Raw genomic sequence first — 23,827 nt, 5'->3', positions numbered from 1 at the left:
AGTTACTCGGCCGCGTGCTTGCGTGCGGCCTTTTTGCGGGCATGTGCGAGCATGCCGTCGCGCACCCACTGGCCATCCTTCCAGGCCTTGTTGCGGGCGGCGAGACGGTCGGCATTGCACGGGCCATTGCCCTTGATCACGTCAAAAAACTCGTTCCAGTCCGGGTCGGTGAAATCATAGTGTCCGCGCTCCTCGTTCCATTTCAGGTCCGGGTCCGGAATGGTCAGCCCCAGGTATTCCGCTTGCGGCACGGTCTGGTCGACGAACTTCTGACGCAGCTCGTCGTTGGTGTTCATCTTGATCTTCCATTTCATCGACTGCGCGGAATGCACCGAGTCCTTGTCGGAGGGACCGAACATCATCAGTGACGGGTACCACAGCCGGTTCAGCGCATCCTGCGCCATCTTCTTCTGCTCCGGGGTGCCCTCGGCCATTCTGCGGATGACGTCATAGCCCTGGCGCTGGTGAAAGCTCTCTTCCTTGCAGACGCGGATCATGGCGCGGGAGTAGGGGCCGTAGGACGTCCGCTGCAGCGGCACCTGGTTCATGATCGCCGCACCGTCGACCAGCCAGCCGACCGCGCCGATGTCGGCCCAGTTCAGCGTTGGGTAGTTGAAGATCGAGGAATACTTCATGCGCCCGTCGAGCAGCATTTCCGTCATCTCGTCGCGGCTGATACCCAGCGTTTCTGCGGCACAGTAGAGATACAACCCGTGGCCTGCCTCATCCTGCACCTTGGCCAGCAGGATCGCCTTGCGCTCCAGCGTCGGCGCGCGGGTGATCCAGTTGCCTTCGGGCAGCTGGCCGACGATTTCGGAATGTGCGTGCTGGCCGATCTGGCGGATCAGCGTCTTGCGGTAGCCCTCGGGCATCCAGTCCTTGGGCTCGATCTTCTCACCCGCGTCGATGCGGGCCTGAAAGGCGGCCAGCTTCTCCGGATCGTCCTGGGTCGCTTCGGATTTGATCATCTGAGCATACATGTCTGGGACCTCCTGCGGGGTAGATTACACGCGTTCCAGGATCAGGGCTGTTCCCTGACCGACGCCGACGCACATGGTGCAGAGCGCATAGCGCCCGCCGCTGCGCTGCAGCTGATAGGCGGCGGTCAGCACCAGCCGCGCGCCGGACATGCCGAGCGGGTGGCCAAGCGCGATGGCACCGCCATTAGGGTTAACATGGGGCGCATCGTCCGGAAGGCCAAGTTCGCGCAGGGTGGCAAGGCCCTGGCTTGCGAAGGCCTCGTTCAATTCGATCACGTCCATCTGTTCGATGGTGAGGCCGGTGCGGGCCAGAACCTTGCGGGTGGCGGGCACCGGGCCAATGCCCATGATGCGCGGCTCGACCCCTGCGGCGGCCATGCCGACGATGCGGGCCATCGGCTTCAGGCCGTTCTTCGCAGCCGCAGCCTCATTTGCCATCAGGATCGCGGCGGCGCCGTCATTGACGCCGGAGGCGTTTCCTGCGGTGACGCTCTTGTCCGGGCCGTTGACGCCTTTCAGCCCCGCCAGCTTCTCCGCCGTGGTGCCGGGGCGGGGGTGTTCGTCGGTGTCGATCACCAGGTCCTCGCCCTTGCGCTGGGGAATGGTGACCGGAGTAATCTCCTCCTTGAAAATGCCAGCCTCATGCGCGGCAGCCCAACGGGCCTGGCTGCGGGCGGCAAAGGCGTCCTGATCCTCGCGGGAGACGCCGTAGTCTTCGGCAACGTTGTCGGCGGTCTGCGGCATGGAATCGGTGCCATACATGTCGTGCATACGCTTGTTCACGAAGCGCCAGCCGATGGTCGTGTCGTAGACCGCATTGGCACGGGTAAAGGCTGCGGTGGCCTTGGGCATCACGAAGGGCGCGCGCGACATGCTTTCAACGCCGCCGGCGATGGCCATGTCATAGTCACCCGCCTTGATCCCGCGCGAGGCCATGCCGACCGCATCCATGCCCGAGGCACAAAGGCGGTTGATCGTGGTGCCCGGCACCGTGGTGGGCAGGCCCGCCAGCAGGGCCGCCATGCGTGCGACGTTGCGGTTGCTTTCTCCGGCCTGATTGGCGTCGCCCAGGATTACGTCGTCCAGTCTGCCCCAGTCCACATCCGGGTTGCGCGCTGCAAGCGCGGCAATCGGCAGGGCGGCCAGGTCGTCAGTGCGTATCTGGCTGAGCGCGCCGCCGTAGCGGCCGATCGGGGTGCGGGTGGCGTCGCAGATGAAAGCATCCATGGGTGTTCGCGTCTCCTGTGGTGCTGGCGGGAATTCCCCGACCGTAGGGTCGGTGATACGCCGAATGATGATTCGCGGCAAGTTAAATGTAACGCAATTAGGTGATGGTGGAAAATTCTGTAACAAGTGGGCAGGCGCATCGCGGCTAGCTAGCGTCCACGAACTGAAAGACCTGATTGGGGTATTTTTGACCGTCGATCTGAAAATGGGTCATGCCAGCACGACAGAACCCGTGCCGCAGGTAGAATTCGATTGCAGGATGGTTTTCAGCGTTCGTGGCCAGCCAGGGCGCGTCCCAGTGCAAACTGCGCCTCTGCTCCAGCCCGGCGTGGAGCAGGCGGCGACCGATACCGCTGCCCTGGTGGCGCGGCTGAACATACAGCGTAGAGATCTCGGTGCGGGACACGCCGCCGGTGGGGTGCGCGCGGTTGTGGCTCAGCCGAATGTAGCCATCAATTCCCTGCTGGTTCTGTGACACCAGAATTCGTTCGTGGGGATCTTGCAGCGCGGCCTCGAAGTGCAATCGGGTGAAATGGCCGAGGACGAAGTCGGCAAAGGCCGCTGCAACGCCTTGGCGCAGGTAGGTTCCCAACCAGACTTCGATTGAAAGCGCGGCGAGGCTGGAGCAATCGTCCAGGGTGGCGGGGCGGATGCGGGACCTGGTTGCGTTCATTATGGCTCCGTGGGCGAGGGGGAAATGCGCAATCGTTTCGTCAGGGCCGAACGCGGGTCAAGGGTCTTGGCGCCCCTGGAGGGATCTTCCGACGCCGGGCTGGCTGGCTCCTCTTTCCCGAACTGACGCTCGCCAGGGTGGGGGCGCAGATGTTCTTTGGGGTTTCTTTTCCGGCCGTCGCCGGCTCTTCTTGCCGCGGAAAGCTGAATGGCACGCTTGGGCGATGCGTTTCAAAAGTTTCACTTCTGCCTGAAACTTGTTACAAGTTGCCAGGTGCCCTCGGGTTGCCAAAGGATATCGGGGCTTGGCGCAGGGTGTTCTGCGAGGCCCAATCAGACGTAAGCTGCGCTGCACCGCAAGCAGCGCCGAAGGGGAGAAGACAGCCGGATGAGTGAAGCCATTGCATATGAGCGTGAGGGCAGCATCGCTGTCCTGAAAGCGCAGAACCCGCCCGTGAACGCCTTGGGCGTCGAGGTGCGTAAGGGGCTGCTCGCAGGCATCGAACGGGCCGAGCAAGAGGGCGCCAAGGCGGTGCTGATCTACGGTGAGGGTCGCACCTATTTCGCGGGTGCCGACATCCGCGAGTTCGGCAAGCCGCCTCAGGAGCCGAGCCTGCCGGATCTGTGCAACCGGATCGAAGCCTCGCCGCTGCTGGTGGTCTCTTCCATGCATGGCACTGCGCTGGGCGGCGGGCTGGAGGTGGCGTTGTCCTCGCATTACCGGGTGGCGGTGCCGTCCGCCAAGATGGGCTTGCCGGAGGTGAACCTCGGCATCCTGCCCGGTGCCGGCGGCACCCAGCGGCTGCCGCGGCTGGCGGGAACCGTAGCTGCACTGGAGATGATCACCTCGGGGCGTCACGTCAGCGCCGCCGAAGCGCTGGAGAAGGGCATCGTCGACCGGGTGGTGGACGGCGATCCGCGTGAGATCGGCCTGTCCTATGCCCGCGAACTGTTGGAAAAAGGGGCCGCGCGCCGGGCGGTGGGCGAGATGCCTGCGCCTGAGGCGGTGGACTTTGATGCGGCCTATGCGGCAGTGCTGAAGAAGGGCCGCGGCCAGCTGTCGCCCGCGACCGCGGTACGGGCGGTTCAGGCTGCGGCCGAGGCGGGTAGTTTCGAAGAAGGGCTGAAGCGCGAGCGCGCGCTGTTCATGGAGCTGATGGACTCGGATCAGCGCCAGGGCCTGATCCACGCCTTCTTTGCCGAGCGAGCGGTCAGCAAATTGCCGGAACTAGAGGGCGTCAGCCCGCGCGACGTCGCATCGGTCGGGGTGATCGGCGGCGGCACCATGGGGGCGGGCATTGCCACCGCCGTCCTGCTGGCCGGTTTGCCGGTGGTGTTGATCGAGATGACAGAGGACGCGGTGGCGGCAGCGCGCGGCCGGATCGAAGGCAACCTGCGCGGCGCGCTGAAGCGCGGCAAGATCAGCGAGGCGCAGTTCTCCGAGCTGACCGGCGCGGCGCTGACGGTGTCCACCGATTACACGGCACTGGCGCAGGTGGACCTGGTGGTCGAGGCGGTGTTCGAGGACATGGACGTGAAACGCGAGGTCTTTGGCAAACTGGACTCCCATTGCAAACCGGGGGCGGTGTTGGCGACCAACACGTCCTATCTGGATGTGGATGAGATCGCGGCGGCGACTTCCCGCCCGCAGGATGTGATCGGTCTGCATTTCTTCTCTCCTGCGCATGTGATGAAGCTCCTCGAGGTCGTGGTGGCAGAGAAAACCGCGCCGGAGGTGCTGGCCACCGGCTTTGCCCTTGGCAAGCGGTTGAGGAAAGTCGCCGTGCGCTCGGGCATCTGTGACGGCTTCATCGGTAACCGCATCATGAACGCTTATCGCAAGGCGGCGGAATATGTGGTTCTGGACGGTGCCTCGCCCTACCAGGTGGACGAGGTGGTGCGCGGTTTCGGTTTTCCGATGGGGCCGTTCGAGATGGGGGATCTGGCGGGGCTCGATATCAATTGGGCCGCCCGCAAGCGCCGCGCGCCGACCCGCGATCCGCGTGAACGTGTGCCGCGCTTTTACGAGATGCTCTGTGAAGGCGGCGACTTCGGACAGAAGACCGGCAAGGGGTTCTACATCTACGAGGCAGGTCAGCGTGGTGGCGTGCCCAACCCGGAGGTGGCTGAACTGATTGCCAAGGATCAGGCGCAGCAGGGCGTGACCCCGCGCGAGTTCAGCGATGCCGAGGTGCTGCGGCGCTACATGTGTGCCATGGTGAACGAGGCCGCCAAGGTGGTGGGGGAGGGCATAGCCCGCCGCCCGCTGGACGTGGATATGGTCATGCTGTTTGGCTATGGGTTCCCGCGCTTCTGGGGTGGCCCGCTGAAATGGGCGGACCTGCAGGGGCTGGACGGGATCCTCGCGGACATCCGGGCCTATGCAGCAGAGGATGACTTCTTCTGGCAGCCAGCGCCACTGCTGGAGCAGCTGGTCGCCGAGGGCCGCCGGTTTGACGATCTGAACAAGGCCGACTGACACCGGAAGCGCCGCCCTCGTCGGTGGCGCGCCCTTCCGGCCCGTCGAAGGCCATCAGGCCGCGGCCCGGCTACGCCGTGCCAGGCGCGCTGAGGCCGACGTTAAATGCAAAAGCGCCGCGCGAAACGCGCGGCGCTGGGCCTGACAAGGCAAACAAGACAAGCGTGTCACATCCCGGGATGTGCCGAGGGGCAGGCCGCTAGCGATCGGCGCAAGTGCCCCGGTCTGGCGCTCAGGCCCAGGTGCCTTGGGTCGAGCTGCGGATCTTGCGGATGTTTTCGCCGTAGACGTCAGGATTGTCGACCGAACCGCCGTTGAACACGGCCGAGCCTGCGACAAGCACATCTGCGCCAGCCTCGGCCACCAGCGGTGCAGTGGTGGGATCAACGCCGCCGTCAATCTCGATATGCACCGGGCGGTCGCCGATCATGCTGCGCAGGCGGCGGACCTTGGCGGTCATGTCGAGAAACTTCTGGCCGCCGAAACCGGGGTTCACCGTCATCACGCAGACCAGGTCGGTCAGGTCCAGCAGATGTTCGACCGCCTCGGCCGGGGTGCCGGGGTTCAGGGCCACGCCTGCCTTCATGCCTGCTGCGCGGATTGCCTGCAGGGTGCGGTGAATGTGCGGGCCGGCCTCGACATGGGCGGTCAGCACATCGGCGCCTGCATCGGCATAGGCATCGATGTAGGGGTCCACCGGCGCAATCATCAGGTGCACGTCCATCACCGTCTTTACATGCGGGCGGAACGCCTTCACCGCCTGCGGGCCGAAAGTGAGGTTCGGGACGAAGTGCCCGTCCATCACATCCACATGCACCCAGTCGGCGCCTTGGGCTTCGATGGCCTGGATCTCCTGCCCGAAGTTGGCGAAATCGGCGGAGAGGATCGAGGGGGCGATCTTGATGGAACGGTCAAAGGACATCTGGCAGCTTCCTTCAGCAGCAAAGATAGAGGCAGTTTCTGGCCGTATAGCGGGTCTGGCGGGCTGAGGACAGGGGCAGTTTGCATCCATACCATCTGGGCAGGGCACCTGCACCTAAGGGATGCGGGTGGGTGGCGTTACAAAACTTTCACGGCTGTGACACATGAGCTTTGAGCAGCGCGGCTAGGCAGTCCCGGAAAGAAAAGGGAGCGCCGCCGTGCTGCGCATTGACAGACTTACGAAACGTTTCGGCGACAAGACCGCGGTCGAGGCCGCGACGCTGGATATCGACAAACCCTGCATGATCGGGATCATCGGCCGCTCTGGCGCCGGTAAGTCCACATTGCTGCGGATGATCAACCGGCTGGGCGACGCCAGCGAAGGCCGCATCCTGTTTGAGGGCCGTGACATTACCCGATTGAAGGGCAAGGAAAAACGTGCCTGGCAGTCCGAATGCGCGATGATCTTCCAGCAGTTCAACCTGGTGCCGCGGATGGACGTGGTGTCCAACGTGCTGCACGGGACGCTGAACCGCCGCAACGTGATGGCGACGCTGTTCAACCTTTACCCGATGGCAGACATCCACAAGGCGATCGATATCCTGGACCGTCTGGGCATCGCCGAACACGCCGCCAAGCGGGCCGAGGCGCTGTCGGGCGGCCAGCAGCAGCGGGTGGCGATTGCCCGGGCATTGATGCAGGACCCCAAGATCATCTTGGCGGATGAACCGATTGCCTCGCTGGATCCGATGAATGCCCAGACTGTGATGGAGGCACTGCGCCGCATCCACGAGGAAGACGGCCGCACCGTCATTGCCAACCTGCACACGCTGGATACCGCGCGTCGCTATTGCGACCGGGTGGTGGGCATGCGCGATGGTCGCATCGTTTTTGACGGTCTGCCCGAACAGCTGACCACCGGTGTCGCCCGCGAGATCTACGGCGCCGGAGAGGAGTTCTCGGAGGCCGCGACCTCGACCGAAATCGAAACGCTGGAAAAGACGGACGCGCTGCGTGCCGTGGTTCCCGCCGAATAACCCCCTGACCGTATTCGTCAAACCGGCAGTTTGCCTGTCGGGGAGATCATTTGGAGAGACGTAAAATGAAGAAGATTATTGCTGCCGTACTGGCCTCCACCGCCCTGACCGCCCCGGTCGCAGCCGAAGGAATCACCGAATTCCGCATTGGCCTGCTGGGCGGTGAAAACGCCCAGGACCGTCTGAACAACAACGAATGCCTGCGCAAATACGCGGAAGAAGAACTGGGTGTCGAAACCAAGCTGTTTGCCCCCGCCGACTATAACGGTGTGATCCAGGGGCTGCTCGGCGGTACCATCGACATGGCCTGGCTGGGCGCTTCGGGCTATGCCAAGACCTATCTGTCCGACCCGGAGGCGGTCGAGCCGGTGCTGGTCAAGGTGAACACTGACGGCGGCTACGGGTACTACTCGGTCGGCTTTGCCCGCAAGGACAGCGGCATCACCTCGCTGGAGGATCTGAAGGGCAAAACCTTCGGTTTCGGTGACCCGAACTCCACCTCCGGTTACCTGATCCCCTCGATCGAGATTCCGCAGAAGATCAACGCCAGCATGGAATCCGGCGACTATTTCGGTGAGGTGAAGTTCACCGGTGGTCACGAGCAGACCATCGTGGCGGTTGCCAATGGTGACGTCGACGGTGGCGTGACCTGGGCCGACGGTCTGGGCGAATGGGAAGATGGCTACAAGTCCGGCGCTCTGCGCCGTGCGGTGGATGCCGGCCTGGTCGACATGAACGACATGGTCGAGATCTGGAAATCGGCGCCGATCCCGGAAGGCCCGGTGGTGCTGCGCAAGGCACTGCCTGCGGACGTAAAGGAAAAGATGACCGCGCTGATGGCGGGGCTGGCTGAAAAGGACCGTGACTGCTTCTATGGCGTTGCCGCCGGCGAAGCCCGCGCATTCGAGCCGATCACCCACGAGGCCTACGAGGTCATCATCGAAGCGCGCAAGCTGAAATCCAAGTAATTTCAGATAGTAAATTCTCGATCACAGTCTGCGGGGTTCGGGTCGTCCCGGACCCCGCAATTTCCATGAAGGCACGCTGATGCGTCGCCTCAGCAAGACCAGGACCCTTAAATGGCAGATCTGACGGCAGCCCGGCCGACGCTGGACGAGATCCGGGAACAATACACGGACCATACTCGGCGCAAGCGCCTGTATGGCGGCATTCTACTTGCGGTATTCGTGGCCATGATGGTGGCGGGGTTCCGCACCGCTGATGATCGCAACGCCGGCTCCTTTGGTGAAGGGTTCACCCGCATCTTCGACTACCCCGCCGAGGTGCTTGCAGAAGCTGCTGAGAAGGCCGCGCAGCTCCCGGGCCATGTGGTGCATTTCTTCCCGGCGCTGGTGGAGACCCTGAACATTGCCGCGGCGTCGACCCTCGTGGGGACGGTTCTCGGCACCTTGCTGTCCATGCTGGCCACCCGCGGCATGGCCCCCTGGCCTGCGCTGATCCCGCTGTTCCGGCGCATCAGCGACATCTGCCGCGCCATTCCCGAGATTGTCATCGCGCTGGTGCTGATCTTTGTGCTGGGCGGCGGGCCGGTGCCTGCGATGATCGCCATTGCCATCCACACCGCCGGGGCATTGGGCAAACTGTTTTCCGAGGTAAACGAAAATGCCTCGCTGAAGCCGGTGGAGGGGCTGACCTCGGTCGGGGCCAGCTGGGCGCAGCGGATGGCGCTGGGGGTGCTGCCGCAGGTGGGGCCGAACTATGTGAGCTATGCGCTGCTGCGTTTCGAGATCAACATCCGCGCCTCGGCGATCCTGGGTTTCGTCGGCGCCGGTGGTATCGGCTACGAGCTGAAGAACGCCATGTCCTGGGGACAGGGGCGCTACGACGAGGCCGCTGCGATCTTCCTTCTGTTGTTTGTCACCATCGTGGCCGTGGATCAGCTGTCCGGCCTGCTGCGTGACCGTCTGACCCATGGAGCGAAGGCATGACCACCTTTGACACCAATCTGACACCGGCCCAGCTGAAGCAGGAGGCGGCGCAGCTGTTCCTGAAGAAGCGCCTGCTGAGCTTTGCGCTGCCAGCTGCGGTTCTGGCCTACATGGCATATGTCTTTGTCGCTTTCGACGTGGCGGGTCTGTGGCAGCGTGCCAGCCTTGAGAACGCGCGCACCCTGGTCAGCGACAGCTACAGCTACAAGACCCATGTCACACGCGACAATCGCAGCGGTGCGGTATCCGTCGCCATCGAGGGCGAGCGCAAGGGCGCCTACCCCGAAGGCACCGCGCCGGACTGGGTGTCGCTGGGAGAGACCACGGTGATCGATCTCGAAGACGGCCACCGCGTCACCTTTGGTCCTGAAACAATTGAATATGCGATACCGGGTTACGGTACCGTGCGCGCCACCCCCAGCCGCAGCGCCGGGGTGCAGGCGGAACTGCCCGCAGGCGAGGTGCCGGAGTGGATCAACAGCTCCAAGAACCGGCTGGCGATCACCACGGAGGCTGGCCGCCTGACAGTGACCCGCAACCGGTCCGAGGTGTTCCGCTATTTCACCGGTTGGGAGCTGTTCTTCTTCACCCTCGACAGCCCCTATTATGGCCTTGGGGTTGGCGAGCTGCTGCAGCGCGCCGCCGACGGCGAGGCGGGGGCGATCCTGCACGACGTCTGGACCAACAAGATGTGGCGCCATCAGGACGTGGCCTGGGCGATTGCGGAAACGCTGCTGATGGCCTTCCTGGGCACCTTCGGCGCCGGGCTGATCGCGCTGCCGCTGGCCTTTGCCGCGACCCGCAACTTCATGCCTTTTGCGCCGCTGCGCTTTGCCATGCGCCGCCTGTTCGATTTCGTCCGCGGCGTGGATTCACTGATCTGGACGGTGGTCCTGGCCCGCGCCTTTGGCCCCGGACCGCTGACCGGCGCGCTGGCGATCCTGGTGACGGACACTGGCACTTTCGGCAAGATCTTCTCCGAGGCGCTGGAAAACGTCGATGAAAAGCAGATCGAAGGCGTGGCCTCGACCGGGGCGAAACTGGCGCAGCGCTACCGTTTCGGGGTGATCCCGCAGATCACGCCGGTGCTGCTGAGCCAGCTGCTGTACTTCCTCGAATCCAACACCCGCTCTGCCACCATCATCGGCGCGATCACCGGCGGCGGCATCGGTCTGCTGCTGACCCAGGCGATCATCACCCAGAAGGACTGGGAGGAGGTGGCCTATTACATCACCCTCATCATCCTGATGGTGATGCTGATGGACTGGATATCGGGCTGGTTGCGGCGGCGGCTGATCACGGGCGAGACCGGGTCGGCCAAGCGCAAAACGCGCGCGGGCAAGGCGATGCTGCTGCCCTGATCGGGGCGGCGGCACAGACACCACAGATAAGGCAGCTCCATGCCCCGTTTGACGGCAGAGACCCCGTTTATACATCCCGACTGCAGCATCGCGGACAGCACGTTCGGAGCCTATGTGGAAATCGGTGCAGGCAGCCGGGTCACCAACTCGCGGATCGGCGACTACAGCTACTGCGACCGCAGCTGCGACATCGCCAATGCGCAGGTCGGCAAATTCGCCAATATCGCCAGCTTCACCCGCATCGGCGCGACAGATCACCCGATGGAGAAAGCCTCGCAGCATCACTTCCTCTACCGCTCCGGCGACTATTGGGAGGATGCGGAGGCGGATGCAGACTGGTTCCGCCACCGCGCCGGACGCACGGCCTCTATCGGGCATGACACCTGGATCGGCCATGCGGCGATCATCAAACCAGAGGTAACCATCGGCCACGGCGCGGTGGTGGCCTCCGGCGCGATCGTGACCAAGGATGTGGCCCCCTACACGATCGTGGGCGGCAATACCGCCCGGCTGATCCGTCGCCGCTATCCTGAGGCTGTGGCCGAAGCGATGATGGCGCTGGCCTGGTGGGACTGGGACCATGCCCGCCTGCGAGAGGCGCTGCCGGATTTTCGGACGTTGAAGGCAGAGGCGTTCCTGGAGAAATACGCCTGAACCGCGTCTCTTCGTCAGGCGCGGCTCCCGCCTGTTGCGGCACATTTAACAAAATGCCCCTCACAGTTGGGCGTGGCGCCGCTGCGCGGCGCATGGGGGCTGGCCGAAACCCGGAGAAGGGGGCCGAAAGTACACGCGCTGCAGTCAGGGGGGCACTTGAACCCATGTTTCATGGGGAACAGCCCGGTCTGAACGCACCCGCGCCGCGCGTCAGCGCGGCGCCGGGCCCAACGGGCGGCAGGCACGCCAGTGACTGACAACGGGCGGGAGAGGACCGCTGCCGCTGGCGCGCCTGGGCTGCCGACCTTAGCCGACGGCTTTCATCACCTCGCCAATACGGCGGCCGGTGTCGATCATCCGGTTGGAGAAGCCCCATTCGTTGTCGTACCAGCTGACCACCCGCACCAGTCCCTCGGAGGTGACGGCGGTTTGCGGCGCGGCAAAGCAGCTGGAATGCGAATCGTGGTTGAAATCCACCGACACCAGCGGGTCTTCCTCATAGGACAGGATCCCGGCGAGATCGGATTCCGCCGCCGCCTGCACGGCCCGGTTCACCGCCTCGACGGTGGCGGGGCGTTCTGGCACGAAGCTGAGGTCGACCACGGAGACATTGGCGGTCGGCACCCGGATGGCAGAGCCTTCGAGGCGGCCCTTCAGATGCGGCAGCACTTCGGCGATGGCGCGGGCAGCGCCGGTGGAGGTGGGGATCATCGACAGCGCTGCAGCGCGGGCGCGGTAAAGATCCTTGTGGCTGGTGTCATGGGTCGGCTGGTCGCCGGTATAGGCGTGGATCGTGGTCATGTAGCCGGTCTTGATACCGAAGGTCTCGTCCATGACCTTGGCCAGCGGTGCCAGGCAGTTGGTGGTGCAGGAGGCATTGGAGACGATCACATCCTCGGCGGTCAGATCCATGTGGTTGACGCCAAAGACCACGGTGCGGTCGGCATCCTTGCCCGGGGCCGAGATCAGCACCCGCTTGGAGCCGTTCTTCAGATGCAGCGCCGCCGTATCGCGGGTGGTGAACAGGCCGGTGCATTCATAGGCCACGTCCACGTCCTGCCAGGGCAGTTCCTCGGGGTTGCGGATGGCGGTCAGGCGGATGGTGTGATGTCCGACCCGGATTTCGTCGCCGGACAGGAAGACCGGGGTCTTCAGGCGGCCGTGGACGCTGTCGTATTTCAGAAGATGGACCAGGGTTTCCGGCGGGGACAGGTCGTTGATCGCCACCACCTCGATATCCTGGACGTTGTTTTCCAGCAGCGCGCGCAGCACGCCGCGGCCAATGCGCCCGAACCCATTGATTGCGATTTTCAGTGTCATTCCTGATCTCCGGCTGTGGCACCGGCGTGAAGTCCGGTATCGATAACGGCTGCGCTACTGATAGCGATAACGGAAGCGTAAATCAAGCTCTGCGTTGCAACGTTCCCCTCTTGCGGCTGGCGGCGAACTGCAAGACCATGGGGTCATGACAAAAAAACTGTTGCTGAAAGATGTGGCCCGGCTCGCAGGGGTCAGCGAGATGACGGCCTCGCGCGCGTTGCGCGGGGCGCCGGATGTCTCGGCCAAGACCAAGTCCAGGGTCGAGGAAATCGCCCGCATCCATGGCTATGTGCCGAACCGGATCGCGGGATCGCTGTCGTCGCAGTCGGTGAACCTGGTGGCGGTGGTGGTGCCGTCGCTCAACAGTTTCGTGTTTCCCGAGGTGCTGTCCGGCATTTCCGCGGTTCTGCGCGACAGCCCGCTGAAGCCGGTGGTTGGCATTTCAGGCTACGCCCTGGAAGAGGAAGAGGAGGTCATCCGCGAAATGCTGAGCTGGCGGCCGTCCGGGCTGATCGTTGCCGGGCTGGAGCATTCCGACCCGACACGGCGGATGCTGCAGCAGGCGGATTGCCCGGTGGTCGAGGTGATGGATGTGGACGGTGAACCAGTGCGTCACTGCGTCGGCATTTCACACCTGGACGCGGGGCGCGGCATGGCGGAACAGATCCTCGCCCGAGGCTACCGACGGATTGGTTTTATCGGCACCAAGATGCCGCAGGACTTCCGGGCCCGTAAGCGTTTTGACGGTTTTACCGACGGGCTGGCGGCGCAAGGGGTGACGCTGGCGGATCGCGAGCATTACTCCGGCGAAAGCTCGATCCAGACCGGGCGCCAGCTGACGGCGCAGATGCTGGCCCGCAGTCCGGACCTGGACTGTATCTATTATTCCAGCGACGTGATGAGCGTTGGCGGGCTAATGCACTGTCTCGCGACCGGGTTGAGCGTCCCGGACGACATCGCCTTGGCCGGGTTCAACAATCTGCAATTGTTGCAGGGGCTGCCCAAGCAGCTGGCCACCACCGACGCCTGCCGCCGCGAAATTGGCGAGCGCGCGGCGAAGATCATCCTGCAATCGCGCAGCGGTGACGCGGGAGGAGAGCTGGTGTTCGACCGGCTGCACCCTGCGATCAGTCTGGGCGAAACGCTCTGACCCGCGGAAAAGAGACGTTGAAGACTGGCGTAAAGTAAAACGCTCCCCGCGGGGGGGGAGCGTTTCTGAGTTCCGTGAGTGGTTGGCTTAGAGGGCCGCCTTGAAGAGTTGGGTCAGGTTTTCCTTGGTCAGCTCGACGGGGTTGCCGCCGCAGGACGGGTCGATGATCGCGCCCTTGACCAGATCTGGGATCGAGGCCTCGGTTACGCCCAGATCGGACAGCTTGCGCGGAATGCCCAAGGAGTCGTTCAACTCCTGCACAAAGGCGCGGAAGCCGTCAAAGCCGCCCTCGATGCCCAGATAGGCCGCTGCCATATTGAACCGGTCGGCGATTACCGGCGCGTTGAACTCCAGCACCGCAGGCATGCAGACCGCATTGGTGGTGCCGTGGTGGGTGTTGAAATGCGCGCCGATCGGGTGGCTCATGGCGTGGATCGCGCCGAGCCCCTTCTGGAAGCCGGTGGCGCCCATGGCGGCGGCGGACATCATCTGTGCGCGGGCTTCGATGTCGGTGCCGTCAGCATAGGCGCGCGGCAGGTAATCCTTGACCAGACGCATGCCTTCCAGTGCGATGCCCTGGGACATTGGATGGTAATGCGGCGAGGAGAAGGCCTCAACACAATGCGCAAAGGCATCCAGACCGGTGCCTGCGGTGATGAACTTGGGCATGCCCACGGTCAGCTCGGGATCGCAGATCACCACGGTGGGCAGCACCTTGGGGTGGAAGATGATCTTCTTCTGGTGGGTGACACTGTCGGTGATGACGCTGGCGCGGCCGACCTCGGACCCCGTGCCCGCAGTGGTGGGCACCGCGATGATCGGGGCGATGGCGTCGGCATCCGCGCGAGTCCACCAGTCGCCGATGTCCTCGAAATCCCAGACCGGGCGGGTCTGACCGGCCATGAAGGCCACCATCTTGCCCAGATCCAGGCCGGAGCCGCCGCCGAAGGCGATCACGCCGTCATGGCCGCCGGCCTTGTAGGCTTCGACGCCCGCTTCGAGGTTTTTCTCGTTCGGGTTGGGATCCACGTCCGAGAACATGCCGCGGCCCAGACCTGCCGCTTCCATGATGTCGAGGGTGGACTGGGTGACCGGCAGATCCGCCAGCCCCTTGTCGGTGACCAGCAGCGGTTTCTTGATCCCGGCTGCCGCGCAGGCATCGGCCAGTTCCTTGATCCGGCCGGCGCCGAATTTGATTGCGGTCGGGTAGGACCAGTTTCCAACGAGGCTCATGTCGTTTTCCTTTGATGCAAACAGCCCGCTCCGGGAGGAGACTTCGGAGCGGGCAGGGTGTCCTCAGCCTGCCACTTTCTTCAGGTGGTAGGACTTCGGACGGGTCAGGTTGTGATAGCCGATGACGGACAGCCCGCCACCGCGACCGGTGTCCTTGCAGCCGGTCCAGCACAGGCCCGGATCCAGGTAGTCGGCGCGGTTCATGAACACGGTGCCGGTTTCGATCTGGTCACCGACGCGCTGTGCCCGCTCCAGATCCCTGGTCCAGAGCGAGGCGGTCAGGCCAAAGTCGCTGTCGTTCATCAGCTTGATGGCTTCCTCGTCGGAGGTGACCTTCATGATGCCGACAACCGGGCCAAAGCTTTCCTCGCGCATCACGCGCATATCGTGGGTCACGTTGGTCAGGATCTGCGGCGTGAGGTACGCGCCGCCGTCGTCTTCGGCCATGGTCTCGATATGAGCGGTGGCGCCGGCCGCAACGGCCTCGGCGATCTGTTCGCGCACTTCCTTGGCGAAGCGCACGTTGGCCATCGGGCCGATGGTGGTCGCCTCGTCCAGCGGGTTGCCGAGCTTGTAGCCTTTGACGATGGCGATGGCCTTTTCCAGGAAGGCGTCGAACAGGCTTTCATGCACGTAGATCCGTTCGATGCCGCAGCAGCACTGGCCGGAGTTGAACATGGCGCCGTCAATCAGCGTGTCGACCGCGGCGTCCAGATCGGCGTCTTCCATGACATAGCCCGGATCCTTGCCGCCCAGTTCGGTGCCGACGCCGGTGAATGTGCCTGCCGCAGCGCGTTCCATCGCCTTGCCGCCGCCGACGGAACCGGTGAAGTTGACGAAGTTGAAGGCCTTCTCGGCGATCAGCGCCGATGTGGTGTCGTGATCGAGGAAGACATTCTGGAACACATCCGCGGGCACACCGGCAGAGGCAAAGGCCTGCGCCATGCGTTCGCCCACCAACAGGGTTTGCGTCGCGTGTTTCAGCAGCACCGTGTTGCCTGCGATCAGCGCAGGTGCCACGGTGTTGATCGCGGTCATGTAGGGGTAATTCCAGGGGGCAACGACAAGCACAACCCCATGCGGCACGCGTTTGATGTAGCGCTTGAAGCTGGCGTCGTCTCCGACCTCGATATCCGCAAGCGCGTCCTCGGCGATTTTCGCCATGTGGCTGGCGCGCTCGTTGAAGCCGCCAAATTCACCACCGTAGCGCACCGGGCGGCCCATCATGTGAGCGAGTTCGGGCACGATCTCGTCATTCATGGCGCCCACGGCGGCGACTCCGGCCATCACCAGGTCGATCCGCTCCTGAAGAGGGCGGGCCGCCCAGGCGGCCTGGGCGCTGCGCGCGCGCGCCACGGCGTCAGCCGCCGCTTCGCGCGACAGGGTTTCGCGTTCGGCAAAAACCGATCCGTCGATCGGCGAGATGCACTTCAGTGTCTGGCCCATGCCAACAACTCCATTCCAAGGGGCAGGTTGCCCCTGTTTCTTTCTGGTCAAAATACCCGGGTGGCCCGCGCCTTGCGTCGGTGCCGCCCGGTAGCGGTTTACGCCCGCTCGAACCCTCGCGCGATCTCGTAGTCGGTGACCACGCGTTCGAATTCCTCGATTTCCACCTCGGCGGCGCGGACATAGTGATCCACCACGTCGTCGCCCAGGGCGGTGCGCAACATTTCAGACGCTTTCAGCGCCGCGCCCGCGTCACGCAGGTTGCCGGGGATCAGGCCGCTGTCGCCCTGGTAGACGTCGCCCTTCGCGGGTGCTTGCAGTTCCAGGCCTTCCTCGATGCCCGCGATGCCTGCCGCCAGCATGCCTGCCATCGCCAGGTAGGGGTTCATGTCAGAGCCCGGAATGCGGCATTCCACCCGGATCGCCTTGGTGCCTGCGCCGCACAGCCGGTAGCCCGCGGTGCGGTTGTCCACGGACCAGATGATGCGGGTGGGGGCAAAGGTGCCCTTCATGAAGCGCTTGTAGCTGTTGATATAGGGCGCCATGAAATAGGTGTAGTCGGGCGCGTATTTCAGCAGACCCGCCATGTAGCTCTTCATCAGGGCCGACATGCCCAAGTCGTCGCTTTCATCATAGAACGCGGGCTTGCCGTCCTGCCACAGCGACTGATGCACATGGCTGGAGGAGCCGACCTTTTCGTGGCTCCACTTCGGCAGGAAGGTCACTGCATGGCCCTGCTGCTGGGCGATTTCCTTCACCGCATGCTTGGCGATGGTGTGGTATTCCGCCGTGTCCATCGCGGCGGCGTATTTGATGTTCAGCTCTTCCTGACCGGTCTCGGCCTCACCCTTGGAGTTCTCGATCGGCAGGCCCGCGTTCCACAGGTGGTTGCGGATCGGGCGCATCACGTGCTCTTCGCGGGTGGTCTGCAGGATGCTGTAGTCTTCGTTGTAGCCCGAAATCGGCGCCAGATTGCGGAAGCCCGATTTGCGGATCTCGTCAAAGCTCTGCTCGAACAGGAAGAATTCCAGTTCGGTGGCGCACATGGCGTCATAGCCCATCGCCTTGAGGCGGTTCACCTGCTTTTTCAGGATCGCGCGCGGGGAATGCGGGACTTCCTTGTGTGTGTTGTGATCGAGGACATCGCACAACACCATCACGGTGCCGTCCAGCCAGGGCACCGGACGCAGGGTTTCGAGGTCCGGCTTCATCACGTAGTCGCCGTATCCGCTTTCCCAGGAGGTGGAGGCATAGCCGTCCGGTGTCGCCATCTCAAGGTCGGTGGCCAAGAGGTAGTTGCAGCAGTGGGTTTCTTCCCAGGCGCCGTTGATGAAGTGCTGCGCATGAAAGCGTTTGCCCATCAGGCGGCCCTGCATGTCCACCAGGCAGACCAGAACCGTATCGACCAGGCCGGAAGACACCTGGGTTTTCAAATCGTCGAAGGAGAGCATGAGCAGCCCTTTGCGTGCTGGAGCCAAGACCTGTTCATGAAAGTCTTGGCAAATTACTTGGTCCAGGAGCCTGGCCGGCGGGTGCAGGCCAAACTCCGTCTTTTCAAGCGGTCCCTTAGCTATAGCGGTAGGGGCGGCCTGCCTTTTGCATGTCCGAGTTGTACTTCTTGAAGATTTCGACCACCTTGGCCTTGGTCGGGCTTTCGGCGGCGATTTCGTCCCAGAACTTCACTGCGGCGTCTTCGACCTGCTGCCACTCGTTGTCGGGAATGGTTGTCAGCTTCATCTTGTCGCCGTTCACGCGCAAGGATGCTTCGCCACCCCAGTACCACCATTGACGGTAGTAGTGCGACTGGTCACAGCAGACGCGGAACAGGGTCTGCATGTCTTCGGGCAGCTCGTTCCAGCGCTCTTGGTTGGCAAAGAACGACCCGGCCCAGGCGCCGGAGATGTTGTTGGTCAGGAAGTAGTTGGTCACGTCAGCCCAGCCGACGGTGTAGTCTTCGGTGATACCCGACCAGGCCACGCCGTCCAGTTCGCCGGTCTGCATGGCGACTTCGATGTCTTCCCAGGGCAGGGTGACCGGCACCACGCCGAACTGGCTGAGGAAGCGACCGGCGGTCGGGAAGGTGAAGACGCGCTTGCCCTTGAGGTCCGCCAGCGAGTTGATCGGATCCTTGGTGGCAAAGTGGCACGGATCCCAGGCGCCCGCGGAGATGTGCTTGACGCCGACCTTGGAGTATTCCTCATCCCAGATTTCGTTCAGGCCGTACTGGTTGAACAGCACCGGCACATCCAGCGAGTAACGAGAGGCAAAGGGGAAGTAGCCGCCGAACACGGTGACTTCGGTCGGCGAGGCCATCGAGTCGTCATCCGACTGCACCGCGTCGATGGTGCCGCGCTGCATGGCGCGGAACAGTTCACCGGTCGGGACCAGTTGGTCGGCATAATAGAGTTCGATCTGCATCCGGTCGCCAGCGACCTTGTTGAACATGTCGATGGCTGGCTTCACCACATGTTCGGCCAGTGCTGCACCGGCGTAGGTCTGCATCCGCCATTTGATGGTGGATTGCGCGAGGGCCGGGGTGGCGAGGGGCGCTGCCATGGCGCCGACGCCGGCAGTTTGCAAAAACTTGCGTCTCGTTGTCATTCGTCTCATCTCCTTGTTGAAATATCCGGCCCCTTGGCAGGGCTCTCGTTGATTATTTTCCGTAGACATATTCCGGCAGCCACAGGGCGATCTGCGGGAAGACCATGATCAGCGCCAGTGCCACCACCATGACCGCGGCAAAGGGGATGATCGAGACATAGATGTCTTTCAGCCCGATCTCCGGCGGCGCCATGGCGCGCATCAGGAACAGGTTGTAGCCGAAGGGTGGGGTCATGTAGGCGATCTGAGTGGTGATGGTGTAAAGCACACCGTACCAGATCAGGTCGAACCCGAGCGCGCCCACCAGCGGCACGTAAAGCGGCGCCACGATCACCAGCATTGCGGTGTCATCGAGGAAGGTCCCCATCACGATGAAGCTGAGCTGCATCAGGATCAGGATCATCCAGGGTGACAGACCCAGTTTGGTGGTGAACAGGTCCTCGATCGCCTTGACCGCGCCCAGCCCGTCGAAGATGGCGCCAAAGGCCAGTGCCGCCAGGATGATCCACATGAACATGCAGGAGATCCCCAGGGTGGAGCGCACGGAGATCTCGAAGACCTCCTTGTTCATGCGCCCCTTCAGCACCGCAGCGATAAAGGCAGTCATCGCACCGATGGCAGAGCTTTCGACCAGCGAGGTCCAGCCGTTCACGAAGGGCACCATCATGGCGGCAAAGATCGCCAGCGGCAGCACGCCCGAGAACAGCAGGCGGTACTTCTCCTTCATGAAGATGTCTTTGTAGAACAGCGGGTTCTTGCGGGTCACGAAAGACAGTGCTGCGAGTGCCGCGGCCAGGCCGAGCGCGGGTTTCGCCTCCAGCAGGCCGGTCTGGATCAACAGCGGCACCAGCACCAGCGCGCCCAGAACGATGTAGTTCAGCCGCAGCGGATGGTCAGAGATGGTCTCGTACTCGGCCAGGTCCTCGGGGGCCATGGCAGGGCCAAGGTCGGGCTGCATGCGGGCGCGCAGGTAGATGTAGATGATGAACATGGTGGCCATCAGCAGACCCGGCACCACCCCGGCCAGCCACAGCTGGCCCACCGGCTGGCGGGCGATCATCGCGTAAAGCACCAGCACCACCGAGGGCGGCACCAGGATGCCCAGCGACGACCCGGCCTGAATGGTGCCGGTCACCAGAATCTTGTCATAGCCACGGCGCAGCAGTTCCGGCAGCGCGATGGTGGCGCCGATGGCCATGCCAGCGACCGACAGGCCGTTCATTGCCGAGATCAACACCATCAGGCCGATGGTGCCGATGGCCAGGCCGCCCTTCACCGGGCCCATCCAGACGTGGAACATCCGGTAGAGGTCGTCGGCGATCTTCGATTCCGACAGCACGTAGCCCATGAAGATGAACATCGGCAGCGTCAGCAGCGGATACCACTTCATCAGCTTCATCGCGGCCGAGAAGGGAATCTCCACCCCACCGGTGCCCCACAGGAGCATGCCCGCAACCGCGCCGACAAAGCCGATGGCGCCGAACACACGCTGGCCGGTCATCAGCATCAGCATCATGCCGGCAAACATGACGATCGCAATCCATTCGTAGGACATCAGATTTCAACTCCACGCAGGCGTCCGATATCCCGGAACAGTTCAGCAAGGCATTGCAGCAGCATCAGGAAGACGCCGAAGCAGAGGATGGTTTTCACCGGCCACAGGAAGGGCCGCCAGGCGGTCGAGCTGCGCTCGAGATAGCCCAGTTTTTCGCCCGCGGCGCTGAAGCCTTCGGTCACCAGTGTGACCAGCAGCTCCCAGAAGAACTGCAGCGGCTCCATACCGAAGTACCCCAGCGAATAGGCGGTGGAGCTGAGCGCGCCGTACATCAGGATCACGAGGTAGGTGATCAGGAACAGCACGGTGAAGGCATCAACCAGCGCCTTGGTGCGCACCGACCAGCTACCGTAGAACAGATCCATCCGCACGTTGGATCCCATCTGGATCGAATAGGGGCCGCCCAGAATGTAATAGGCGACCATCACGAACTGCGCCGTTTCCAGCGTCCACAGCGACGGGTTGAAGAAGGTCTTGGAAACCGAGGACCACAACAGCACCCCGATCAGGGCAAAGATCAGATACATCGCAATGCGGCCGATAAAGCGGTTCATCGCGTCGATGCCGCGGACGTAGGCCCGGATTACCTTAGGCATTGGTGTCCCCCTTCGGAGTCAGTGCGGCCAAGGCAGGGCGCAGCAGGGTGAGCATTTCTTCTGCCAGCGCTTCCTCGTCTGCGGGGGTCGACAGCAGGTCGTTGCGGATCTCGATCATCACGTTGTCGAGCCCATGGGCGATCCCGTGGATCTGCAGCGAATGGGTCACCCCGTCCTGCGGCCCGTATGGCTCGTTCCGCTCGATCCGGCGGTGCGGCAAGGCCGGAGCGGCGGCGAGCATCGCATCCGCCAGTCGGCTGTCGCTGTCGTGCAGAATGCCGATCTCCACGGCCCGTTCCTTGCCATAGTAGTGGCGGGTGAAACTGTGCATGGTGACCAGTACCGTCGGCACATTTGCGGCCTTGCGCGCCTCGATCAGTTTGGTGGTCGCGGCGCAAAAGGGGGCATACACAGTCGCCACGCGTTCCTGCCGTTGCGCGTCCGTCAAGTCGCGATTGCCGGGCACCTCGATCAGCTCGGATTTTTCCGGCATGGCAGAGGGGGCTTCGGGCGGACGGTTGCAATCATATACCAGCCGCGAGACGCGACTCGCCACCAGCGGCGCGTCAAGGGCGCGGGACAGGTGCAGCGCCACGGCCCGCGCGCCGGGGTCCCAGGCAGCATGGCTCAGGCGGTGTTCCTGCTGCAGTCCCAGTCCCTGATAACGGTCCGGAATGTGATTGGAGGCGTGTTCACACAGCAGCAAGACCTGGCCGCTACCGTCCGCGTTCACCACCTCCACGGCTGTATCCTGAGCGTGAGAATCACTCACTTGCATTTATCGTCCCCCCCTGAGGCTTGGAAAAATGTTTCCATGAAGAGATTTTTGTGTCAATATACTTTCATGGAAGTTTTCCGACAGGACGGCTCTGAAAGATGTTCTTCAGAGTGAACCGGGCGGGGGATCCAGTTTACAAGCGGGAGTGCCACGTTGACCAAGCCGCCAGCCACCGTACGCGAGTTGATCCGCGAGAATTTTGCCGGGCTTACCCAGTCCGAACGAAAATTTGCCAATCGCCTGCTTGAAAACTACCCGGCGGCCGGCTTGGCTTCGATCACAATCGTTGCGGCCAACGCGGATGTCTCCACGCCGACGGTGGCGCGGATGGTGCAGAAGCTGGGGTTCAAAGGGTATCCGCAGTTCCATCAGGCGCTTCTCAAGGAGTTGGAGGCCAAGGTCTCCGGGCCGACCAAACGGCGGGACAACTGGGCGTCCGAAGCGCCTGAGGGGCACTTGCTGAACCGCTTTGCCACTGCCGTCACCGAAAACCTCCAGCAGACATTTTCAAACATCGACTCCGCGCAATTCGATGCGGCGGCCCGGCAGCTCGCCAATACGGAGGGGCGTCTTTATGTCGTTGGCGGCCGGATCACGCGGGCGCTGGCCGATTACGCCTTTACTCACTTCCAGGCCATTCGCCAGCGGGTCACCCATATGACATCCTCCTCGGCGACCTGGCCGCACTACGTGCTGGACATGGTCGAAGGTGACACATTGCTGATGTTCGACGTGCGCCGCTACGAGACAAATCTGCAGCGCCTCGCTGAACTGGCGGCCGAGCGAGGCGTGAAGGTGGTGTTGATCACCGATCAGTGGACCAGCCCGATTGCCTCTGTTGCGGACCATGTCTTCAATTGCTGGGTGGAGATCCCCTCGGCTTGGGACTCCAACATTTCCACCATGATGCTGCTCGAGGCGATGATTGCGGCCACTCAGGAGGAGAGTTGGGACAAGACCAAGGAGCGATACGACAGGCTGGACGAGCTGTTCGACATGACGCGGCTGTTCCGCAAGTTCTCCTGAGCGGCGAACCGCGTGCACCGGTTTGGCTGCATGGACAACGGCGTGAGCTTGCGTCTTACTGCTCGCAGGTTTTGTTGAACAGCATGGGGTCAGCGTCCCATGCCTCATGGAGTATTTGAAATGCGTCTTTCTGGAGTTGTTCTTGCCGTTGTTGCCGCGCTGGCCTGCGCGCCGGTTGCGGCCAACCCGCTCAGCCGTATCCTGTCCAAATCCGGTTTCACCCCTGAGGATACAAATCTGATGCGCGAGACGGAGCAGCGGATCCTGGGGGCGGCGCAACCGGACAGCCTTGGGGCGGTGAGTTGGAAGAATGCTGATAGCGGTGCGCATGGGGAGGTGCGTTTTGGCGCGCGGCAGGGAAATTGCATGACCCTGGTCCATCAGGCCTACCTCGAGGGCAGCGACGAGCCTCGCCAGCTCAGCCGTAAATTTTGCGAAGCGGAGGCGGGCTGGCTGTTGTCACAGTGAGAGTTCCTGTTGGAGCGGGGCAGGTTGCTGCGCTGTGGAGTTTTCGGGCGCCCCCAGGGGGCGCCCGTTTTCGTTTCTGCCCAGTGAAGCGTTTTGAGCGAGTCGTCCGCGGGGCAGGTGGTCCAATGTTTGGCCGATTCCGGGCCTGGTCTGTGGGTAAGTCCTGCGAGTCTGTGGGTAACTGGGCGTTTGGGTGCGGATCGCGGTCGCGGGGCGGGGAGGGGAGGGCGGCATCGGCGATCCTGCGCCAGGTTCTGGCGGGTTTCTTGCCTGCTAAGTTATTGATTTTGCGTGGTTGCGGGGATTTTCTTCGGCGGATCTGCGTTTTTGTGCATTTTGGGGTTGCGGGCATCCCGGGGTGTCCGTAAAAGCCC

At 63.2% G+C, this 23,827-nt stretch carries 21 protein-coding genes; 9 read left to right on the top strand and 12 right to left on the bottom strand.

Annotation, left to right across the window (positions count from 1 at the left end; translation table 11 throughout):
• Positions 1 to 2: 2 nt before the first annotated feature.
• The 3 genes from paaA to ACZ52D_RS04640 form a co-directional block, all read right to left on the bottom strand.
• Positions 3 to 980, bottom strand: a complete 978-nt coding sequence (gene paaA / locus ACZ52D_RS04650) for a 1,2-phenylacetyl-CoA epoxidase subunit PaaA (RefSeq protein WP_369924588.1) — start codon at positions 978 to 980, stop codon at positions 3 to 5.
• Positions 981 to 1,004: 24 nt separating this feature from the next.
• Positions 1,005 to 2,207, bottom strand: a complete 1,203-nt coding sequence (pcaF, locus tag ACZ52D_RS04645) for a 3-oxoadipyl-CoA thiolase (protein WP_464442717.1) — start codon at positions 2,205 to 2,207, stop codon at positions 1,005 to 1,007.
• 145 nt (positions 2,208 to 2,352) lie between these two features.
• The gene (locus ACZ52D_RS04640) at positions 2,353 to 2,880 is read right to left on the bottom strand and encodes an N-acetyltransferase family protein (RefSeq protein WP_464442716.1); all 528 of its coding nucleotides are present in this window, start codon (positions 2,878 to 2,880) and stop codon (positions 2,353 to 2,355) included.
• A gap of 387 nt (positions 2,881 to 3,267) precedes the next feature.
• Between ACZ52D_RS04640 and ACZ52D_RS04635 the strand changes: the two genes are divergently transcribed.
• Positions 3,268 to 5,358, top strand: coding sequence for a 3-hydroxyacyl-CoA dehydrogenase NAD-binding domain-containing protein (locus tag ACZ52D_RS04635; protein ID WP_464442714.1), 2,091 nt, complete (start codon positions 3,268 to 3,270; stop codon positions 5,356 to 5,358).
• Positions 5,359 to 5,590: 232 nt separating this feature from the next.
• Here ACZ52D_RS04635 and rpe read toward each other — a convergent pair whose 3' ends face one another.
• Positions 5,591 to 6,280 carry a ribulose-phosphate 3-epimerase gene (rpe, locus tag ACZ52D_RS04630; RefSeq protein ID WP_464442713.1) on the bottom strand — a complete coding sequence of 230 codons (690 nt, stop codon included), beginning with the start codon at positions 6,278 to 6,280 and terminating at the stop codon, positions 5,591 to 5,593.
• A gap of 217 nt (positions 6,281 to 6,497) precedes the next feature.
• Between rpe and phnC the strand changes: the two genes are divergently transcribed.
• The 5 genes from phnC (at position 6,498) to ACZ52D_RS04605 (ending at position 11,280) form a co-directional block, all read left to right on the top strand.
• Positions 6,498 to 7,316 carry a phosphonate ABC transporter ATP-binding protein gene (gene phnC / locus ACZ52D_RS04625; RefSeq protein WP_222456246.1) on the top strand — a complete coding sequence of 273 codons (819 nt, stop codon included), beginning with the start codon at positions 6,498 to 6,500 and terminating at the stop codon, positions 7,314 to 7,316.
• A gap of 65 nt (positions 7,317 to 7,381) precedes the next feature.
• Complete coding sequence (gene phnD, locus ACZ52D_RS04620; protein ID WP_222456245.1) at positions 7,382 to 8,284, top strand: phosphonate ABC transporter substrate-binding protein; 903 nt, start codon at positions 7,382 to 7,384, stop codon at positions 8,282 to 8,284.
• Positions 8,285 to 8,395: 111 nt separating this feature from the next.
• The gene (gene phnE, locus ACZ52D_RS04615) at positions 8,396 to 9,265 is read left to right on the top strand and encodes a phosphonate ABC transporter, permease protein PhnE (RefSeq protein ID WP_464442712.1); all 870 of its coding nucleotides are present in this window, start codon (positions 8,396 to 8,398) and stop codon (positions 9,263 to 9,265) included.
• The gene (gene phnE, locus ACZ52D_RS04610; protein ID WP_464442711.1) at positions 9,262 to 10,626 is read left to right on the top strand and encodes a phosphonate ABC transporter, permease protein PhnE; all 1,365 of its coding nucleotides are present in this window, start codon (positions 9,262 to 9,264) and stop codon (positions 10,624 to 10,626) included. The genes phnE (ACZ52D_RS04615) and phnE (ACZ52D_RS04610) overlap by 4 nt, the downstream gene beginning before the upstream one ends.
• A 39-nt stretch (positions 10,627 to 10,665) precedes the next feature.
• Complete coding sequence (locus tag ACZ52D_RS04605) at positions 10,666 to 11,280, top strand: LbetaH domain-containing protein (RefSeq protein WP_417475602.1); 615 nt, start codon at positions 10,666 to 10,668, stop codon at positions 11,278 to 11,280.
• 306 nt (positions 11,281 to 11,586) lie between these two features.
• On the opposite strand, the gene gap is transcribed toward ACZ52D_RS04605, so the two are convergent.
• Complete coding sequence (gene gap / locus ACZ52D_RS04600; RefSeq protein ID WP_222456241.1) at positions 11,587 to 12,600, bottom strand: type I glyceraldehyde-3-phosphate dehydrogenase; 1,014 nt, start codon at positions 12,598 to 12,600, stop codon at positions 11,587 to 11,589.
• A gap of 145 nt (positions 12,601 to 12,745) precedes the next feature.
• Between gap and ACZ52D_RS04595 the strand changes: the two genes are divergently transcribed.
• A complete protein-coding gene (locus tag ACZ52D_RS04595) occupies positions 12,746 to 13,750 on the top strand; it encodes a LacI family DNA-binding transcriptional regulator (protein WP_464442710.1) in 1,005 nt (334 codons plus the stop codon).
• A gap of 87 nt (positions 13,751 to 13,837) precedes the next feature.
• Here ACZ52D_RS04595 and ACZ52D_RS04590 read toward each other — a convergent pair whose 3' ends face one another.
• From ACZ52D_RS04590 to ACZ52D_RS04560, 7 genes are all read right to left on the bottom strand, one after another.
• A complete protein-coding gene (locus tag ACZ52D_RS04590) occupies positions 13,838 to 14,983 on the bottom strand; it encodes an iron-containing alcohol dehydrogenase (protein ID WP_464442709.1) in 1,146 nt (381 codons plus the stop codon).
• Positions 14,984 to 15,046: 63 nt separating this feature from the next.
• Positions 15,047 to 16,429 (bottom strand): aldehyde dehydrogenase family protein, encoded by a 1,383-nt coding sequence (locus ACZ52D_RS04585; RefSeq protein ID WP_464442708.1) that lies wholly within the window; start codon positions 16,427 to 16,429, stop codon positions 15,047 to 15,049.
• A gap of 98 nt (positions 16,430 to 16,527) precedes the next feature.
• Positions 16,528 to 17,880, bottom strand: coding sequence for a glutamine synthetase family protein (locus ACZ52D_RS04580; RefSeq protein WP_369924599.1), 1,353 nt, complete (start codon positions 17,878 to 17,880; stop codon positions 16,528 to 16,530).
• Positions 17,881 to 17,995: 115 nt separating this feature from the next.
• The gene (locus ACZ52D_RS04575) at positions 17,996 to 19,030 is read right to left on the bottom strand and encodes a TRAP transporter substrate-binding protein (RefSeq protein WP_222456236.1); all 1,035 of its coding nucleotides are present in this window, start codon (positions 19,028 to 19,030) and stop codon (positions 17,996 to 17,998) included.
• 52 nt (positions 19,031 to 19,082) lie between these two features.
• A complete protein-coding gene (locus ACZ52D_RS04570) occupies positions 19,083 to 20,585 on the bottom strand; it encodes a TRAP transporter large permease (protein ID WP_417475596.1) in 1,503 nt (500 codons plus the stop codon).
• Positions 20,585 to 21,181: a TRAP transporter small permease subunit gene (locus ACZ52D_RS04565; protein ID WP_222456234.1), complete on the bottom strand. Its 597-nt coding sequence runs from the start codon at positions 21,179 to 21,181 to the stop codon at positions 20,585 to 20,587. The genes ACZ52D_RS04570 and ACZ52D_RS04565 overlap by 1 nt, the downstream gene beginning before the upstream one ends.
• On the bottom strand, positions 21,174 to 21,959 hold the full coding sequence (locus ACZ52D_RS04560; RefSeq protein ID WP_464442706.1) for an N-formylglutamate amidohydrolase: 786 nt from the start codon (positions 21,957 to 21,959) through the stop codon (positions 21,174 to 21,176). The genes ACZ52D_RS04565 and ACZ52D_RS04560 overlap by 8 nt, the downstream gene beginning before the upstream one ends.
• Before the next feature lie 153 nt (positions 21,960 to 22,112).
• Between ACZ52D_RS04560 and ACZ52D_RS04555 the strand changes: the two genes are divergently transcribed.
• The gene (locus tag ACZ52D_RS04555) at positions 22,113 to 22,985 is read left to right on the top strand and encodes a MurR/RpiR family transcriptional regulator (protein WP_222456232.1); all 873 of its coding nucleotides are present in this window, start codon (positions 22,113 to 22,115) and stop codon (positions 22,983 to 22,985) included.
• A gap of 120 nt (positions 22,986 to 23,105) precedes the next feature.
• A complete protein-coding gene (locus tag ACZ52D_RS04550; RefSeq protein ID WP_464442704.1) occupies positions 23,106 to 23,453 on the top strand; it encodes a hypothetical protein in 348 nt (115 codons plus the stop codon).
• Positions 23,454 to 23,827 lie beyond the last annotated feature (374 nt).

Source organism: Leisingera sp. S2M4 (assembly GCF_055398055.1).
The sequence above is the reverse complement of the archived record's forward strand: the minus strand, read 5'-3'. Positions and strand labels throughout refer to the sequence as shown.

Bases quoted from the DNA above. Each gene is read 5' to 3' on its own strand.
- paaA (WP_369924588.1), bottom strand. From the start codon at position 980: ATGTATGCTCAGATGATCAAATCCGAAGCGACCCAGGACGATCCGGAG.
- pcaF (WP_464442717.1), bottom strand. From the start codon at position 2,207: ATGGATGCTTTCATCTGCGACGCCACCCGCACCCCGATCGGCCGCTAC.
- ACZ52D_RS04640 (WP_464442716.1), bottom strand. From the start codon at position 2,880: ATGAACGCAACCAGGTCCCGCATCCGCCCCGCCACCCTGGACGATTGC.
- ACZ52D_RS04635 (WP_464442714.1), top strand. From the start codon at position 3,268: ATGAGTGAAGCCATTGCATATGAGCGTGAGGGCAGCATCGCTGTCCTG.
- rpe (WP_464442713.1), bottom strand. From the start codon at position 6,280: ATGTCCTTTGACCGTTCCATCAAGATCGCCCCCTCGATCCTCTCCGCC.
- phnD (WP_222456245.1), top strand. From the start codon at position 7,382: ATGAAGAAGATTATTGCTGCCGTACTGGCCTCCACCGCCCTGACCGCC.
- phnE (WP_464442712.1), top strand. From the start codon at position 8,396: ATGGCAGATCTGACGGCAGCCCGGCCGACGCTGGACGAGATCCGGGAA.
- phnE (WP_464442711.1), top strand. From the start codon at position 9,262: ATGACCACCTTTGACACCAATCTGACACCGGCCCAGCTGAAGCAGGAG.
- ACZ52D_RS04605 (WP_417475602.1), top strand. From the start codon at position 10,666: ATGCCCCGTTTGACGGCAGAGACCCCGTTTATACATCCCGACTGCAGC.
- gap (WP_222456241.1), bottom strand. From the start codon at position 12,600: ATGACACTGAAAATCGCAATCAATGGGTTCGGGCGCATTGGCCGCGGC.
- ACZ52D_RS04595 (WP_464442710.1), top strand. From the start codon at position 12,746: ATGACAAAAAAACTGTTGCTGAAAGATGTGGCCCGGCTCGCAGGGGTC.
- ACZ52D_RS04590 (WP_464442709.1), bottom strand. From the start codon at position 14,983: ATGAGCCTCGTTGGAAACTGGTCCTACCCGACCGCAATCAAATTCGGC.
- ACZ52D_RS04585 (WP_464442708.1), bottom strand. From the start codon at position 16,429: ATGGGCCAGACACTGAAGTGCATCTCGCCGATCGACGGATCGGTTTTT.
- ACZ52D_RS04580 (WP_369924599.1), bottom strand. From the start codon at position 17,880: ATGCTCTCCTTCGACGATTTGAAAACCCAGGTGTCTTCCGGCCTGGTC.
- ACZ52D_RS04575 (WP_222456236.1), bottom strand. From the start codon at position 19,030: ATGACAACGAGACGCAAGTTTTTGCAAACTGCCGGCGTCGGCGCCATG.
- ACZ52D_RS04570 (WP_417475596.1), bottom strand. From the start codon at position 20,585: ATGTCCTACGAATGGATTGCGATCGTCATGTTTGCCGGCATGATGCTG.
- ACZ52D_RS04565 (WP_222456234.1), bottom strand. From the start codon at position 21,181: ATGCCTAAGGTAATCCGGGCCTACGTCCGCGGCATCGACGCGATGAAC.
- ACZ52D_RS04560 (WP_464442706.1), bottom strand. From the start codon at position 21,959: ATGCAAGTGAGTGATTCTCACGCTCAGGATACAGCCGTGGAGGTGGTG.
- ACZ52D_RS04550 (WP_464442704.1), top strand. From the start codon at position 23,106: ATGCGTCTTTCTGGAGTTGTTCTTGCCGTTGTTGCCGCGCTGGCCTGC.